This is a genomic window from Pedobacter sp. ok626, from assembly GCF_900100435.1.
GTDB lineage: Bacteria > Bacteroidota > Bacteroidia > Sphingobacteriales > Sphingobacteriaceae > Pedobacter.
Genome location: NZ_FNEX01000015.1, coordinates 1 through 17,121 on the forward strand (window position 1 = coordinate 1; position 17,121 = coordinate 17,121).

General features: G+C 42.9%; 12 protein-coding genes. 1 reads left to right on the top strand and 11 read right to left on the bottom strand.

Annotation, left to right across the window (positions count from 1 at the left end):
• Window positions 1-151: 151 nt before the first annotated feature.
• The 6 genes from ltrA to BLS35_RS19345 form a co-directional block, all read right to left on the bottom strand.
• Window positions 152-1,396, bottom strand: a complete 1,245-nt coding sequence (gene ltrA / locus BLS35_RS19320; RefSeq protein ID WP_217634945.1) for a group II intron reverse transcriptase/maturase — start codon at window positions 1,394-1,396, stop codon at window positions 152-154.
• A gap of 183 nt (window positions 1,397-1,579) precedes the next feature.
• Window positions 1,580-1,732 (bottom strand): hypothetical protein, encoded by a 153-nt coding sequence (locus BLS35_RS27900; RefSeq protein WP_175459582.1) that lies wholly within the window; start codon window positions 1,730-1,732, stop codon window positions 1,580-1,582.
• A 204-nt stretch (window positions 1,733-1,936) separates the two neighbouring features.
• Window positions 1,937-3,352 (bottom strand): RagB/SusD family nutrient uptake outer membrane protein, encoded by a 1,416-nt coding sequence (locus tag BLS35_RS19330; RefSeq protein WP_090784331.1) that lies wholly within the window; start codon window positions 3,350-3,352, stop codon window positions 1,937-1,939.
• An 11-nt stretch (window positions 3,353-3,363) separates the two neighbouring features.
• Window positions 3,364-6,705 (bottom strand): SusC/RagA family TonB-linked outer membrane protein, encoded by a 3,342-nt coding sequence (locus BLS35_RS19335; protein ID WP_090784335.1) that lies wholly within the window; start codon window positions 6,703-6,705, stop codon window positions 3,364-3,366.
• A gap of 235 nt (window positions 6,706-6,940) precedes the next feature.
• Window positions 6,941-8,137 (bottom strand): FecR family protein, encoded by a 1,197-nt coding sequence (locus BLS35_RS19340; protein ID WP_090784339.1) that lies wholly within the window; start codon window positions 8,135-8,137, stop codon window positions 6,941-6,943.
• Window positions 8,138-8,187: 50 nt separating this feature from the next.
• The gene (locus tag BLS35_RS19345) at window positions 8,188-8,787 is read right to left on the bottom strand and encodes an RNA polymerase sigma factor (RefSeq protein WP_090784342.1); all 600 of its coding nucleotides are present in this window, start codon (window positions 8,785-8,787) and stop codon (window positions 8,188-8,190) included.
• 236 nt (window positions 8,788-9,023) lie between these two features.
• Between BLS35_RS19345 and BLS35_RS19350 the strand changes: the two genes are divergently transcribed.
• The gene (locus BLS35_RS19350) at window positions 9,024-9,572 is read left to right on the top strand and encodes a DUF4269 domain-containing protein (protein WP_090784347.1); all 549 of its coding nucleotides are present in this window, start codon (window positions 9,024-9,026) and stop codon (window positions 9,570-9,572) included.
• A 137-nt stretch (window positions 9,573-9,709) separates the two neighbouring features.
• Here BLS35_RS19350 and BLS35_RS19355 read toward each other — a convergent pair whose 3' ends face one another.
• The 5 genes from BLS35_RS19355 to BLS35_RS19375 form a co-directional block, all read right to left on the bottom strand.
• The gene (locus tag BLS35_RS19355) at window positions 9,710-11,041 is read right to left on the bottom strand and encodes a MutS-related protein (RefSeq protein WP_090784349.1); all 1,332 of its coding nucleotides are present in this window, start codon (window positions 11,039-11,041) and stop codon (window positions 9,710-9,712) included.
• Window positions 11,038-12,366: a MutS-related protein gene (locus tag BLS35_RS19360; protein WP_090784353.1), complete on the bottom strand. Its 1,329-nt coding sequence runs from the start codon at window positions 12,364-12,366 to the stop codon at window positions 11,038-11,040. Before BLS35_RS19360 ends, BLS35_RS19355 begins: the two co-directional genes overlap by 4 nt.
• 1 nt (window position 12,367) lies before the next feature.
• Window positions 12,368-14,671, bottom strand: a complete 2,304-nt coding sequence (locus BLS35_RS19365) for a Gldg family protein (protein WP_090784356.1) — start codon at window positions 14,669-14,671, stop codon at window positions 12,368-12,370.
• Window positions 14,672-15,610: an ABC transporter ATP-binding protein gene (locus BLS35_RS19370; RefSeq protein WP_090784358.1), complete on the bottom strand. Its 939-nt coding sequence runs from the start codon at window positions 15,608-15,610 to the stop codon at window positions 14,672-14,674.
• A 116-nt stretch (window positions 15,611-15,726) separates the two neighbouring features.
• Window positions 15,727-17,115, bottom strand: coding sequence for a RagB/SusD family nutrient uptake outer membrane protein (locus BLS35_RS19375; protein ID WP_090784361.1), 1,389 nt, complete (start codon window positions 17,113-17,115; stop codon window positions 15,727-15,729).
• Between the last annotated feature and the right edge of the window lie 6 nt (window positions 17,116-17,121).

A 17,121-nucleotide genomic window follows, 5' to 3' on the forward strand; every position in this document is an offset into this window, starting at 1 on the left:
TTGTTAAGTAAACCCAGGCATTTCAGCCTGAGATTCTCATAGATCCGTACGTGATGGTCTCCCATCATACGGCTCTTATTATCCAACCATTGACTTCGTGTCAAGCATCCCGCGTGCGAAGGTTGGACTTGGATTTCTCTGTTAGTTGCCATCATCTCGGTGTTACTCCGATCTCCCAGTGTAGGAATAAGGATGGTTGTCTAACTGATAGTCCTTTAAGCCACATTATGGCTTTCAGCAAGCTCGTTCGGAGCTTCTTGTACTTGCGACGTGCCCAGCGGGCAATCATTAAGTTTACTCTTGTCATAAAGTCCTTTAATTCTGTTCGGTAAAACTTACCGTAGTAATTGATCCAGCCTCTCAAAACAGGATTGATAGCTTTCGCTATGTCTTCGATCTGTACATCTGATGCCCGAAGTATCGTCCAGCTTTTCATCTTCTCAGTCATAGATTGTTTCGATTTCCTGCTTACTGCGGGCAGCCAGTTACTGAAAGTTTCCTTGCGTCCGCTGTGTTGAGCTTGCCTCGGCCTGAATGTATAGCCGAGAAAGTCGAACTCGGCGTAGGGTGAGTTTTGCCTTCTGTTACTGTCCTTGCAGTACACGATCTTGGTCTTCTCAGGATGCATTTCCAGTCCACATTCCTGCATTCTTTCTGCTAATAATTGCAATAGCCTTTCGGCCTTTGGCCTACTTGCGCAATGGATCACACTATCATCTGCGTAACGTTCAAACGGGCAGTCAGGATGGTTCCTGCTTAGCCATAAGTCCATCACGTAATGCAGGTAGAGGTTAGCCAGTAGTGGCCCGATTACCGATCCTTGCGGAACGCCTTTCGTTCTTGCCACTATGGTTCCATCCTCCAGTTGTAATGGAGCAACCAGCCATCTTTCGATGTATAGCAGCACCCATTTGATGTCGGTGTGTTTCCTCACTGCTTTCATTAGCAACTCATGCGGAATGTTGTCAAAGTAACCGCGGATGTCCATGTCTATCACCCAATCAAACTTCCAGCAGCGCTTACGGGCTTGCTCTAGTGCCTGATGGGCTGATTTGTTTGGACGGTAGCCGTAACTGTCTTCATGGAAGATCTTGTCCATGGCCTTTTCCAGCAGGTCTTTTACTACGGTCTGACCCACTCGGTCTACTATCGTAGGAATGCCCAGCGGTCTTTTACCGCCACCTTTCTTTGGGATTTCTACCAACTTCACCGCACAGGGCATGTAACTGCCGGAACTCATCTGGTTCCACAGTTTATACAGATGGTTTGCTTTGTCTAGCTCAAAGTCTTGTAAACTCATCTGATCCACACCTCCGCTGCCTTTATTGGCTTTTACCTTTAAATAAGCATTCATTACTTCTAGTTTTCCAATTGTAAATGGTTTTGTTTTCTTCATTTCTGTACCTCCTGCCCTTAAGCAGTTTCCTTCTATGTTTTCTAAAACTTGAATAATACGCTCCCTTCCCTCCACATCCATTACAGAGGCCTCATCAGTACTACGAAGAGTTCCGCCCCCGTGAAGCGCATCGGTACTTTCCCTCTTGCTGGCACTCCGGCTTGAGGTTTTCCCTTAACATCGCTACGACAGGTTCGCACGTTCCACATTAAAGCCTGTGTTAAGATCACGCCGTCTATATGCCGGATGCCATAAGGCCAGTAAACAGGTGACTTCCTTATTGATCCCAGGTAGATATTGATCCCCGGTTCTGACATCGTCCAATCCTTTCGACACCTCTTCGATCGGTTCGCTTTCGCTCGTCTTCTTAACACTTACCTGACACCTCTTACGATGCCTTTTCCACTAACGCTCGCCACCGTGACTCTTTACCACAGCAACTTAGTGGTGGTTTGGCTTCGGCACCTGCATGCCGAGCCGAGGGGCCCGCCCTCATCTTTAACGCAGCATTGCTTGTTTCACAACTAGCATTCGTGCCACTCAATAACCCGGGTTCTGTGCGTCTTTATAAACTGGTGAGTTGTTGATTTGTGAATCAGGAATTGGAAACAAAAGGTCAGTCAGCTGCCAATTTGCACCTTTCAAAGGCTTCAGCACAGCATCAGCCCTATTGGTTCTCTTCAAATCCAACCAACGATGCCCCCATTCAGTAAACAATTCAACCTGCCTTTCTTTTTCTATTGCAGCCAGACATTGAGTTTTACCGATAGTAGGTAAATAATCAGGCAATGCCCCATTTACTGCTGCGTCCCTCGCTCTGGACCGGATCCGGTTCAAATCGCTAACCGCACTACCAATATTATCCAGATTCGCATAAGCTTCGGCTCTGATTAGATATACTTCAGCTAACCGGATCACCATTGCATAATCAGAAATCAGCGGATCTGTTGGGATTTTTGCTTTGTATTTATAGGGATAATGGTAAGATAAAAACGTACCAACCCATTTATCCTTCCGTTTATCACCATTTTCAAAGGCATTCCAAACCTGATTACTCAATGCAAGCGGCTGCAAAAATGATGGTGGAAAAACCATAATAAAAACACTTCCCTCGAAAGAGTTTGTATTTCCAGATGCACTAGGCATCATTTGCCAGATGGCTTCTCTGCTATTTTTTTTGAAAACTGAATTCAGATCTGGGAGCAACTCATAAGTTCCTGTATTGCTGATTACAGAGTCTGCTTCTAGTTTTGCGTTATTCCAGTCTTTGCTATAAAGGTAAGCCCTTGCCAACATAGCCCTAGCAGCACCTTTATTAGGTCTTACTCGTTCATCTCCAGGAACATTTACAGCATTCGGAAACTTATCCGTCAGTAAACGCTTGGCAAGTTTTAGGTCTTCAATAATTTGCCCGTAAACCTGCACAACTGGCATGCGGGGTGCTACATTGTTTACATTATAATTTGTGGTAGTCAGATAGGGTATATCGCCAAATAGATTAACCAAATAAAAGTGAAAGAAGGCTCTCACAAATAATGCTTCCCCTTTCAACTGATCTTTAACTGCCACCTGAACCCCATCGGAGGTACTTAAACCCTCTAATACAGAATTAGCCCTGTAAATAGACTGATAATACAAGGTCCAAAAATCATTATTTTCGAAAGAATTGAGGTTATTGGTATAATAATTTACTACTGGAGGATTGGCCAGAGAGGTCAGTTCATCTGCAGATTGCGCTAAACATACAGAAGCGTCAATAGAAGTCGAAGACCGCATAAATTCAGCGTACACACTCAACATGGCAGCTGTTGCCGTAGCATCGTTAGAATACACAGATTTAGCTGTGGCTTCCGTTTCAGGCGTCCCCACATCAAGAAATTTTTTGCAGGAACAAAAGCTGCTGATCACTATAACTAGTAAGGCAATGCTAAAAATTGGTTTATATGATATTTTCATGGTGTGCAGAATTAGAGGGTAAATTGTAAGCCGAATGCAAGCGTTCTTAAAGGCGGCAACACCGACCCCTGACTTTCAGGATCAAAGCCTACATAATTTGTGATCGTAAACAGATTTTGCGCCTGGGCATAAACCCTGAGTTGGCCGATGTGTAGTGTCCGTATCAGCCGCTGATCTACCTGCCAGGACAAGGATACATTTTTACATCGGATGTAAGATGCATCTGAATAGACCGCATCACTATTTTGCAGCATGAAATTAGCAGTGGAAACTGCAGCGCCCGCTTGGGAGAAACCACCAGCACTTAGTCGTTGCAACGTAGCGATGTCATTTTCCTTCATCCAAATGTTGCCATTATAATATCCTGGAGCATTTACTAGATTGGTGAATGGCAAAGCTCCACCCAATGCCGTACTAAATACAGGATTCCGCCCTATCTGCTTCACAAATTGAAGCTGGACATCCAGCTGAAAAGCTTTATATGTAAAGCTATTTCCCATACCACCATAGTAATCTGGATTCATGTCTACTCTTTCCGTTCTAACAGCTAAATCAGGAGATGTTGCTGCTTTTCCGTCTTTGTCCATAAATTCGTAGATCCCTGTAATAGGATTCACACCCATCATTTTAAATAACTTAGGCGAAATCGACAAAGGGCTACCAATTACATAGGTCTCACTGTAGGACGACAATTCCAAATTAGGAAATTCCAACAATTTGTTTCGCTCAAAGCTGATGTTAAAAGTAGTACTCCAGCTGAAGTTTTTCGTACTGATTTGTTTTGTGCTAATGTCAAATTCGAATCCTTTATTCTGAATCAATGCAGGAAGGTTCGCCTGTATAACTGAATTGCCGGTTGTTGGGGCAAGTGGAATATCAACCAGTTGGTTGGACGAACGATTCCTATAATAAGCGGCTGTCAGAAAAATTCTGTCACTGAAGAAACCAAGTTCCGTCGCCAGTTCAAATTTCCTATTGCTTTCCCAACCATAAACCGCGTTAAACAAACGGGAAGGAAGTAGTCCCGACACGCCTAAATAAGTTATTCCATTAACAGGACTATATGACTCCAGGTATCTGTAATCCCCGATCTGGTCATTTCCAGTGGTACCATAAGACCCACGGAACTTACCCATACTGAGAAAAGGTAAATGTTCAGACACCCAGTTTTCCCGGCTGAAAATCCATGCTGCACCAATCGCACCGAAGTTACCAAATTGTCGACCTGGCGCAAATCTGCTGCTTCCATCGCGCCGACCGGTTAGGTTAATTATATAACGATCATTCAAAGAATAATTTGCCCTCGCAAAAACAGCGCTGTAACGATATTTAGCATACCTGTTGTTAATTACAAATCTATTTGCCGAAGCAATATTATTTAGCAATACATCGCTAGGAAATCCTGTAGCACTAGTTGTCTGACCGGTGGAGAAGCGATCTTGAAAAGTCGCACCTGCCAACAATGAGATTTTACCTCCGAATAGTGTCTTATTGAACTCAGCCTGAGGTTCAATAATCCAGTTGCTGCCCGAGTTTACACCAATCAGCGCACTGGCATTGGTATTAGTTGCCGGATTAAAGGATGTAGTTGGGTTCAGTCTGCTTTCATTAAACTGGCGATCGCTGTACCCTAAATTGCTGCGCAGCATCAGAGATGGCAGCAACTGGTAACTAATCGTACCATTACCCTGAATATTTTTCGTGGTCGCTCTGTACTTTTGCAGTAAAGAAGCATAGGGATTGACCGCTGATGGCGACCACCAGTTAAGTGTACCATCAGGATTTCGCAATACAGGCCCGTTGGGCGCGAGATTCACAAACTGAGATATATCTAAACCTGGCAGCGTATTAACCTCATTTCCATAATTCCCACTAAATACCATTTTAAATTTATTGTTAGCTGAAGTATTTGAGATACTAAAACTAAGAGAAGTCCTGTCATTAGAAAAATCTCCATCATAAGGCGGACTAATAGTGGTATAACCTGCCCCAATTTGAAATTGGGTCTTATCTGATCCACCAGATATCGAAATCCTACTGTTGACATTCACATTCTGACGACCGATTAATTCCTTTCCCCACCTCGTATAGCGCGTCGTATCCCAAGTCCCATTCAGGTCATAATCAGTAACCCCAGGGCTACTTTCATCATTTTCAAAAAGTTGCCTCCTATATTTTAGGTAGGTCTTAGTGTCCATATATTCAGGCATACTCGATGGGCTACTGAAGCCTGCGTTGAAATTCGCAGATACACGGAGCGGTCCCGGCTTCCCTCTTTTTGTAGTGATGAGGATGACACCATTCGCGCCTAATGATCCATAAATCGCAGTAGCATCGGCATCTTTTAGCACTTCTACACTTTCTATGTCCTCTGGGTTAATACTGTTCAGGGGGCTTAAGCCCTGTGAACCGGCAGCAGACCCACTACCCGATACGTTCACAGAACTACCGACCACACTAACGACTCCGGCCACCTGCCCCATCGCATCCATACTGAAAGGAACGCCGTCAACCACAAATAATGGATTGCTTTTATTGATACTGTTACGTCCCCTGATCTGAATGTTGAAATTTCCGCCGGGATTGCCGCTCTGCTGATTGATAATTAAACCAGGAACACGACTTTGTAAAGCCTGAAGCACGTTAGTTACCGGCTGCCGCTCAATTTCTTTTGCAGACACACGGACAACGCTACCCGTATTTAAAACTTTTGATGTCGAATAATAACCTTTATTGATTTTTACTTCATTCAGATCATTATCTCGTTCAGTAAGTACCACATTAAATGGTCCGTCGTACATCCGCTTAGCCACCATAAATTCTTTCGACTGGAAGGCCAAGTGATTAAGGGTAACCGTTTTTCCGAGTGGCACATTGATCATAAATTCCCCCAGTTCATTGGTCATCACCACCTGTTGCTTATCGTCCTTTGCGGAGACAGTCGCACCACTAACAGGGGCGCCGTTTTCATCAGTCACCTTTCCTTTAATTGGTTGTTGCATCAGGTCGGATGGAACCATTTTGATGGGTTGACCTAATCCTTCCGTGTTGGGTGCTCTCACCCGCACAGAAATAATGATATTTGTTTCATCGACCTGACAAACGAAAGGTTGCCCCGTGCTCACTAAATTCAGAAAATCATTCAGTGGCATTTTGTCTGCTTTAACGGTCAACAGTTTACCTTGCTTGAGTAGTTCTTTTTTGCCGGCTACACGATATCCGGTTTGCTCTTGGATGATGCTGAAGGCCTTCTCTACAGTTACATTTTTACCTGTAAAGGTGATGGTTTGTGAGAATCCGGTGTTCCCGATCTGTAAAAGTCCGGTCACCAATAAAAATAGGACTAACCGCATGGCTGATTGGTATAAATTTGGTTCATAAAAAGTTTGGTTGATTTAGGCAATTTAAATCGTATAAATTGCAGTTTGATATTTTAATAGAGACTAATATTTTATATCCATCTTGTCATATCTGTGAATTTTGTTTTACAATCTGTTTGTTACGGTTTCCGGAAACCATTATTTTTAGTCATGGCGCTGCCAGGACATTAATGTCATTGTCATTCTTATCATTACGATTGATTTTCCTTTATCTCGGCTGCCTATCCTTACTGATGATTAATTTTCGCCCCTCTAATCGTGGAATAACATCACTTGCTATTAAAACTTTCAGAACTGATGAGAGATTATCACTGTGGTTGATGCTTCCAAAAAGCTGCACATCCGGTATTGGGCCTTCATAAACAACTTCAATACCATAACTACGGGAAATCTCATCCATGATATCTGCAAAAGATTTATCATTAAAACTGATCGCCTTATGGATCCAAGCCACCTCTTCGGCCACATCAACGATTTTTTTCTGCGAGATGCCATCCCCAGGCATGATAGATTGCTGTCCGGGTTTCAGCAATAATGAGGTCTGATTATTCACATTTATCACCCTGACGCTCCCGTTAATTAAAGTAGTTTTAACCGTGCTTTGTCGGGAATAAGTATTGATGTTAAATACTGTACCCAGTACACGGACTAGCTGCTTCCCACTTTTCACCAGGAAAGGCTTTTTTACATCATGAGTAACCTCAAAGTACCCTTCCCCTTCTAACTCAACTGTTCTTGTACTATCTGAAAACTTTCCGGGGAATTTCAATTGACTGGCGGCATTTAAACGGACCTTGGTACCATCTGGCAGTACAACCTGGTAATTTCCTCCGACCGGAACAGACAACGATAGCATTGTTGCTGATGGATAGTCATCGATAACTTTTCCACCTGCGCTGTAAGTAATGTTATCCTGCCCCACAAGAATCCCCTCCTGCTGATTACTCAGTTCCATTATTTTTCCATTTGCCGTCTGGAGTGTTGCCATGTTCGTCATGGGCTGAATCTGCGATTCCTCTCCTTTGGCTACAAAAAGTTGTATATAAAAAAACATTCCAGCAGCAAACACAATGAATACTACAGCTGCTACAGCTACGACCCTTTTCCATGACAACCACAAAGCCGGCTTCAACACCTCAGTCTCCGGATCAGCGACACCCATTAACTGCTCCAGCTTTGCTAATTGGCTTTCTGTATCATATGCTGTATAAGTACGAAGTGAGCTCAAACGGGTCTCCACATCCATAAAATCTTTAAATATTAAAAGATTTGCAGGATCATCCTCCAACCAAATTTGTAGATCAGCCTGCTGCGATTCAGATAAGTTTTTACGGATATGTCCGGCTATCAGCTGGGCAACGTATCGGCTATACTGTTCTTTTTGATGTGGATTATTCGTATTCATCTACTTATAATACACCGGCCGGCACAAAAGGTACCTATCAAAGTATTTTTTTATTTTTTTTCCACAAAAAGGTAAACCAAGGCATTAAGAAGCATAAAATTATCTGCTGTAAGCTTGAATCGTAACCTGGCTACAGCTCTTGAACGACAATTCTTAACTGTTTGAAGAGAAAGGTTAAGTTCATCGGCAATGTCTTTAAGTTTTTTACCGTCTTCCAGACTAAGCAGGATCACTTTTTTTTCCTGTGGCGGTAAAGCATCTATTTCCTGATATATTTCCCTCAATACTTCGCTACGGACCAGACGATCCAAGTGACTTTCTTCAGTATCTTCAGCATCGGGAGAGACCATATTATGCTTATTGGCAACGCGTAAATCTGTACGTAACTTATTCATCGAAGCATTTTTAACCGCTCTGTATAAAAAAAAACGGGCATGATCTTCATTGTCAAACTGTGTTGCTTTACTCCAACACTTCAAAAAAACTTCGCCTACAGCATCTTCCGCGTTATCCCTGGAATTGGTAATGCGCTCGGCGTAATAACATAAAGGAGCATGGTGAGTTCTAAACAGGCGGTTAAAAGTCTCCCGTTCACTCATATCAAGTAATACTACATTGTTGTCGGTCTTCTGACTAAGACTTTTAGACATGCGAATCCTATTTATTTACACAAACATAGAAAATAAATAGAATAGCTAGTGAATTCTTTTAATTGAGGTTTGCACTTTTGTAACCCTAAAAGGCTCCTATTGTTCAAAATCATTACTGTGATAAATGAATACACCATTAAAATGTCTGACATAAAAGGTCCCAATCAGGTTGATTTTAATTGCTTATTCATTAATTTAGGAACGCTAAATTCTCACAACAAAATTTGAATCCACAGATGTTAAAGGATGAAACATGCAAATTTCTAAATATAGATTACCTAAAAACAGGTAATAAAAAGCAAATAAAGGCATATATCACTTTAACAGAAAACAAAATTCTGGAGAAGCTTTCCGCTTACGATCCTATCCTGGTAGGTACTATACCTATTCACATAGATATAGCCTCAAGTGACCTGGACATCATCTGCTACGTAAAGGACATGGTTGAATTTTCTCAGACTTTGGGGCTTCATTTTCGAAATAAAGCTGGTTTTACCATTTCAGAAAACAGCGTTTTAAAATCAACCAAAGCTAATTTTTTTATTGATGGCTTCGAGTTTGAAATATTTGGGCAAAATATCCCAACCATTGAGCAATACGCTTATCGACATATGTTAATTGAAGACCGGTTATTGCGCGAAAAAGGAGAATTATTCAGGATAGAAATCATAAAACTGAAAAAACAAGGTATCAAAACGGAGCCTGCGTTTGCACACCTTTTAGGCTTAAAAGGTAATCCATTTGAGGCACTATTGCAATTCGAATCAGACAAGTGCCATGATTAAATTCATTATCGAAACTGTCCGGAACAAGTTTGCCCCAGACAGTCGGCATATAATTAAGACCCTTTCTTTTGCAAGGCCTTCGCTTATAAAGCATCACTTTATTTCATTCCACTAAAGGGAGAATTGGCTGCATCGCTCTAAAATATGTTGAGGATCTTTATAATATCCTCATTTTCTATGATCGTCATACCCTGCCGATCCTCCGTTATCCCCTGTGTAAGCTTGTAAGTGTATTTTGGCACTTTACCAAGCATCACCGTAGGCAGATAAGTGAATTGAATATGTGGGTGGGATTGTTGTAATACGTTCCCTACTTCAATGATATGAGTAGAGATAACAAAAAAGCAACGGCGATAAGACGAAAATGCAGCTGTGACCTCGTAAGTTGCATCATACGCATCCTTAACATTTGTTCCTTTAAATAGTTCATCAAAAATCACGACCAGTTGCTTACCCTCACTCACATCCTGAGCTACATTTTTTACCCGAAGCACTTCTGCATAAAAATGACTATACCCTAATCTTAAATTATCAGGTACATTAATGGAGGAATAAATTCCATCCTTAATGGAAAACAACAATGAGGATGCACCGACAGGAAAGCCCATGTGTGCCAAGTATATTGCGATACCGTAGCTTTTCATGAATGTAGACTTTCCTGCCATATTCGCACCGGTCAAAAAAATCACATTGCTATCCTGGCGAAAGGACACAGGATTACCCACGGCATGTTCAATAGCTGGATGTCTCAATTCTTCAGCAATGAAAACATTACTTTCCTTGGGTAATGCCTTGGCATAAGACAGGGAGCGCCGTTCCGCAATCGCCGCAACGGTAGTATACACATCAAGTTCGTAGATGAATGCCAGTATATTCAACACAGCAGCCCGCAGCTTCAGCCTGAAAAGTCTATCGAATTTCAATAGATGTATTCCGGAATTACTAATCCTAGCAGGATCTTCATCCAAATAGTTTTTCAAATCGGCATTTTCAAAAACTAATTTGATCTCATCCATCTGCCCTTTATAAAATGGAATCTCCTCAGCAAGTGATAGACTGGCAAAAAGGCGCTTTGCAGCTTTAAGTATTCCAATAGTAGCCATAATTCCATCAACCAGTGTCTGCAATTGTTCATCTTTCATCAAGGTAGCCAGTAACTGCTTTCTGAATATCTGAAAAGTAAGGGACACCAGGTTACCACCAGCCTCTTCGTCCAGATAGTTTTCCATCGCCATCACTTCTGCAGCATCGAAAGGAAAAGCAATCTTACAATGCTGAAAATGAGCGAAAGTTTTGCTCCTTCTATTGATCTCATCTTCATCCATTAGCGGTGCATGAAACATCTCCTCCAGCAGTTTCTCCCCACCTGTTGTTTTCACCTCATTGAAAAATGAAAACAGCGAGTTTGGCTTATATTTACCCAAAATATTGAGGTCGTCCAGTGTTTGTTGATCTGCTATAAAACTCATGTTATTTTACCATTTTTTAATATTTCCAGAATTCCTTCGTTATTAATGATGAGCATTCCATGTCTGTCTGCTGTAATCCCTGATTTCAATTTACGGGTATAGATCGGGGTATTCCCACTCATCACCGTCGGAAGATATTTAAAATCAACATTTCCGCAACTTTCCTTCAATACCTCTCCAGCTTCAATAATGTGTGTCGAAATGACAAATATCGACCCCTTCCTACGTGCAAAAGCCTCCGTGATCAGAATAGTCGCTTCATATGCATCCTTCACATTGGTTCCCCGAAAAAGTTCATCTATGATGACGAAAAGACGCCGGGACAAACTCAGCTCCTTCGCGATCTTTTTTACCCGTAATACCTCAGCGTAAAAATGACTATTACCCACACTCAGGTTGTCAGGCAGATTAATCGTTGTAAATATCCCGTCCATAACTGAAAACTCCATCGAGGAGGCTGGAACAGGAAAACCCATATGAGCCAGAAACAACGCTACGCCCAGCGATTTCATAAAAGTAGATTTGCCAGCCATATTGGCGCCGGTCAGAAAAAGTACACTTTTGCTTTCATCTAAATGTAAGTCATTGGTTATAGGATGTACAAGTTTAGGATGATAAAGACCTTCCAGGTTCAGTATGCCCGCCCCTGCCACCAATGCCCGGGGATAGCAAAAACCTTCAGTGGCTGCAACTTTAGCTACAGATACATATACATCAAGATGATAAATATAAAGTAGTACCTTTTTGAGCTCAAGACGGTTTTTAAATCTAAGCATCAGATCATATTCAGAAAGACGGGCGTAAGAAAACCGTTCCTGGGCGGATACCTCCAGCAAGCTTCCTAGATCTTCCTCTCCCAATATATTCAGCACATCGGCCAGTTCTTTCTGATGGGGTGCGTGCTCGGTATCAAGATCCCCCATAAAGTCGCAAAGCGCCTTCAGCAAACTAATCAGCGCAGCTACACCTCTTTGTATAAATTTATAGTTGACATCATCAAGTACAAGGTTACTTAGCCGATTCGCCGTCCGGTCACCATCAGCAGAGATCTTTGTCCGCTCGTCCACATTTTGCAGGTACTGTTCAGCAATATCGATCTGTGCTGTATCAAACGGAAAAGTTTTTATTTTCGCAAAAAACTGAAAAGTAGCCAGACGGGTGTTGATGATTTCGGAATCTGAAAACGGGTAGCGGAACATTTCTTCTAGCAAAGCCGACCCTCCCCTGGTAAAGGTCTTGTTAAAGATGCCATAAATGGAATCCCCAGAATTCCTACTGAATATCTTCAGGTCATCCAGTGTCTGCTGATCTGTTGTAAATACCATGTTATTTTCTTTTACGTCTGACTAAAAATACTACCGCAACCAATGTCAATACCCCCGGAAAAATCCCCATCAGCAATACCTTTAGCAGATCGAGCTGTTTGTAGGTTAAATTAATGTGGTTATCAATGGGATCAGGACGACTGGTGTCAATCGGAAATTCACCCTTAGTAAACCAGCCAAAAAGTTGCGTACTGAATTCTCCGTTTGCATTTCCCCAGCGTTTCATTTCTCCCGTACTCATGAAATCCGCATCTCCGATGATGGCGATCCGTTGCTCCTTACCGTTGACCTTCCTGGACAGCGCTAGCGCTGTCGGGAATGGTCCACGCTGATCCCCTTGCGCCGCTGAAAAATCAATCACTGCCGAATCCAATGCGAAACTTCCCTTTCTGTTCCAGGAAACCCGGGAATCTGTCACCAGCAAAGACTGAATGCTGAAAGTTCCTTTATTACCATAGCTCAATGCCAATACCCCCGGCATGGAAACACCAACACTATCCTTAGCAAAACCCAACAGACCTTTTGAAAGCCCCGCAGCTTGCTTCGTCAGCAATGCCCTGACCAGCTCAGGCCCGTTATCTTTACTTTTCTCCACCAGCATCCCTTCACTCAGATCAACTCCCAGTGGTTTTAGTAAAGGCGCAAGCACAGATTGTTTACCCGGCTCTGCCGCAATAAGCAGATTCCCGCCTTTATCGATATAATTCTGGATCCTATTCAATGCCTGAGTACTGAAGGCTCTTCTCGGATCAGCAATTACAAGTACCGTCACATCAGCCGGAATATCCTCCACATCAAGATTAACGCCACCGATATCAAATCCCTGATTGATCAAAGCAAGCCGGTTTGTTTTCATGCCGACCATCATTCCATAATCACGATCGCCAGTTTTATCTTTACTGCGCTCAAATTCACCTTCAACAAACACAATTTTCGGCAGCTTCACCATCAGGCGTTTCATTGCCGCACCCACTTCCGTTTCTGTAGGATAACGCTCGTTATCGTAAAATAACCTCAGAAAAGTACGCTTTCCCTTGTATTTCATTTCCATCACATAGCGATTTTCCTCTCCACTCAGATCTATAACCTTTTTGATCTCTTCCGGACTTAAAAAATGACTGATATCCGTTTTAAAAGAATATGCGTATTGTTCGGCAATTTGTTTTAACGATTTCCCCGGGTATTGTTTGAAAAGTTCCATTTCGGGTGCCGGCACATCATAATAATACACATAATTGAGCTTGATATTGGATTTAAAGCGGCGGTAAGCTTCCCAGCGATCAAGATCTCTGTTGCGCTGTTCCGGTTCGCCACCGCCACGATAGAAACCATCCACCAGGTTGATGTATGAAGTAACCTCTAAAGGCTCATCGCCGAGTTCCTTAATGATCTTTTGAGTCGCTGGCGTCAGCGTCTGCGTATTGCCCCTCGTCGCGTCGTAATAGCCAATCAGTCCCGGGCGGGATGTGAAATAACCAATGGTTAACGCCACGATCAAAACTCCGACATAACGAAGCGCAATCTGCAATCCAGATTTTGAAGTTCTTCCTGACTCTAATTTGATGACACTAAAAGCCAGAAACATCGAAATAATCAGCAGGAAATAAAACACGTGATTGGTACTGATAAGCCCGTAGATCATTCGTTCCGCACGACCAGAGATAGAAAGGAAATAGGTCAGGTCCCTTACAAAATCTTTGTCCTGCCACACCGTGCCAATGTACGCCAACAGGGCAAAACACACCAGTGTACTGATGGCCGCAACTACTTGGTACGATGTAAGACAGGACATAAACAGTCCTATAGCAGCATAGGCACATAACAATAGGTAGATGGCGAATATCCCCGGCATGATGAATCCCAGATCAGCATTCTCGACATTAAAGGTAGTCGCAACTGCGAAAATCAGCAGTATTCCTATGAGCACAAGATTGTAGGTCATCATCGCCATAAACTTACCCAAGACAATCTGACTCACCTTCACCGGTGAGGAGTACAACAGCTTAATCGTTCCACTGTTCACCTCCCTGCTGATCAGGCCCATGGTAAGCAAGGGCAGATAAAAGTATACTTTACGGATGACGTCGCCGAGCAGTCCCATTTGAAGACCGAAGACGGATATGGTAGAGTTCTGCAGCCATTGTAACTGAAGTCCGCCGACTTCCTGATAACCAATAAGTATCTGTAGTCCTGAGGTATATTTTAACGCACACTGGAACAGGAAAATAATAGATAAAAACCAGGCTATAGGAGAATAAAATAAGGTATTGAGCTCGAGTTTGGCAATTCTTAATGTGGTATTCATTTAATTTTTTGATTTAGGATTGTTGGATAGCTGAGCAAAGATTTCGTCGATCGAACTTTTGTCTACGTTGATCTCCTTTAGTTGCCAGCGTTGTCCTACACTGGCCTCGATGATATTTTCAGTGATGTCATTGTCGTCGCCGCTGAAAAAGATCCTCATTTGCCGGTCTGTAAGGTGTTCGATTTTAGTGATCCCACTGAGCGCAAGCAATTGCTCATCTGGCGGAGGATTTCTCATCGTTACCATCAGGCTGTGTGGTTCTACATAGTTGTTAAAGGCATCCATGGTATCTGCAAAGACGATTTTCCCTCCTTCAATCATAGTAATATTACTACAAAGTACCTGCACCTCTGAAAGAATGTGAGAAGAAAAAATCACCGAACGGTCCAGTGCAATTTCCTTAATCAGCGCTCTTACTTCTACGATCTGGTTTGGATCTAGACCGTTTGTAGGTTCATCCAAAACTACCAAAGCAGGATGATGGATAATGGCTTGGGCGATACCTACCCGCTGTCTGTACCCTCCGGAGAGATTTTTGATCAGCCTCGAGCGAAAGTGGGTGATGCCACAACGCTCCATAGCTTCGCCAACTGCATTTTTTATATCAGTCTTTCCAATCAGCCTGAGCCAGGCACAATGGATAAGGTATTCCTCTACAGTGAGGTCCATGTACAACGGAGGCTGCTGTGGTAAAAAACCTATTAGCTTTTTAGCTTCATTTGGATGCTCAGCCATATCAATCCCATTGATGAACACTTTTCCCTGCGTCTGGTTGAGCACCCCGCACATGATGTTCATGGTGGTAGATTTACCGGCGCCATTGGAGCCTAATAAGCCAAGTATCCCATGTTGTCCGATTTCCAGATTAATATCCCGGATCGCCCAGTTGTTGCTGTACTTATGGGACAGCCCTTCAATTCTTAAAATTTGTTTCTCCATAATTATTTATTAAAAATGGATATCGCTCAACCTGACGCACAACATGGCCATTACCACTGTAAAACAGTCGTTTATATTCCCGATAGCGCATCAGGGTGAGAAGATATCCTTAAAAGTTAATAGCCCTCGTTCTGAACGAGTTTTCTATTGAGTTCACGTTCAGCTTGTGGAATCGGAAAAAGAGCTGCTGTATTTTTCCAAGTCGGCTTTAGCAACGACATTACGGCATCGACCTTTCCAGTGCGTTTTAAGTCCAGCCAGCGATGGCCCCATTCGGCAAAAAACTCATGTCTGTTTTCATCTGCAATTGCGCTCAGCATTGCTGGCTGACCAACAGGCACATAGTCATCCAATCCTGCTCTGGCCCTGATGACATTCATGTCTTCTGCTGCCGCTTCTAGCTTGTTCAATGCGGCCCTTGCTTCCGCACGGATCAGGTACTGCTCCGAGAGCCGCAGCATGATATAATACTCGCTGGGGTTTGTATCAAAAAAATCACCCCGGTCTTTATACTTAAAAGGATAGGTATAGGTATTGTTCTCGTAAACTACCGAATTGACCCAGGTCGTTTTTCGCTGATCAGCAGCATCAAAGCTATTTAATAGTGAGGCCGTAAGGGTATAGTTTGGAGGCAGACCAAAGTCTACATCTCCGATAAAAGCATATCCTTCCTGTGTGGTCAGTACCAGATTTTTCGTCGGCATCAATTGCCAGATGGCTTCCTGACTTTCACGTAAAAACGCCTGATCCAGTGCCGGAAGCGGCAAATAAGTTCCAGATCCGATAGTGGCAGAAGCCGCTGCTTCCGCATTGGCATAGTCCTTATTGTAAAGGTAAACCCTCGCCAGCAGTGCAGTAGCAGCCCATTTATTCGGCCGTACCCTACCCTCTGTAGGGTAATTTTCCTGAAGCAAGGTTTGTGCGTTTGTTAAGTCTTCGATGATTTTCGCATACACTTCGTTCTCAGGACGCTGCGTTATCACTGCGTTAACACGCCAATCTGACGTCAGCACCAAAGGAACGTCCTTCCATAGGTTAACCAGGTAAAAGTAGACGAACGCACGGCTAAACTTGCATTCCCCCAATAACTGGTTTTTCAAGGCAGGAGTCAATGTATTGCTCTGTTCCAACCCTTCAATACAAGTATTGATCAACGCTATAGTTTTATAGGCTCCGGTCCACATACTGCTCACAACGTCGTTCAGCGGCTGCAGTTGATTCCGCTGAAACTGAACTCCGTCGGTTGTTTGCTGAAAATCCTCCAGTTCGTCGGCGGCAAGACCCGAATAAATGGTTATCCCACTGTTCTCAAACGAAAAATTAGACAGCATATTTACATAGATTCCTAAAACAGCTGAGGTAGCCGCATTATCTTCTTTAAAAGCTTCAGCCTTAATGATTTCACCTTTAGGCGGATCAATCTCCACGAATTTTTTACAGCCCGCCGCTAAAAGCATGAGAAGGACGATGGAAAAGATATTGATGATATTTTTGATGTTATACATGACCGT

Coding starts and splice junctions, on each gene's coding strand:
- BLS35_RS19345 (WP_090784342.1), bottom strand. CDS start 8,787: ATGTCTAAAAGTCTTAGTCAGAAGACCGACAACAATGTAGTATTACTT.
- BLS35_RS19330 (WP_090784331.1), bottom strand. CDS start 3,352: ATGAAAATATCATATAAACCAATTTTTAGCATTGCCTTACTAGTTATA.
- BLS35_RS19335 (WP_090784335.1), bottom strand. CDS start 6,705: ATGCGGTTAGTCCTATTTTTATTGGTGACCGGACTTTTACAGATCGGG.
- BLS35_RS19340 (WP_090784339.1), bottom strand. CDS start 8,137: ATGAATACGAATAATCCACATCAAAAAGAACAGTATAGCCGATACGTT.
- ltrA (WP_217634945.1), bottom strand. CDS start 1,396: ATGAAGAAAACAAAACCATTTACAATTGGAAAACTAGAAGTAATGAAT.
- BLS35_RS19375 (WP_090784361.1), bottom strand. CDS start 17,115: ATGTATAACATCAAAAATATCATCAATATCTTTTCCATCGTCCTTCTC.
- BLS35_RS19360 (WP_090784353.1), bottom strand. CDS start 12,366: ATGGTATTTACAACAGATCAGCAGACACTGGATGACCTGAAGATATTC.
- BLS35_RS19365 (WP_090784356.1), bottom strand. CDS start 14,671: ATGAATACCACATTAAGAATTGCCAAACTCGAGCTCAATACCTTATTT.
- BLS35_RS19370 (WP_090784358.1), bottom strand. CDS start 15,610: ATGGAGAAACAAATTTTAAGAATTGAAGGGCTGTCCCATAAGTACAGC.
- BLS35_RS19355 (WP_090784349.1), bottom strand. CDS start 11,041: ATGAGTTTTATAGCAGATCAACAAACACTGGACGACCTCAATATTTTG.
- BLS35_RS19350 (WP_090784347.1), top strand. CDS start 9,024: ATGTTAAAGGATGAAACATGCAAATTTCTAAATATAGATTACCTAAAA.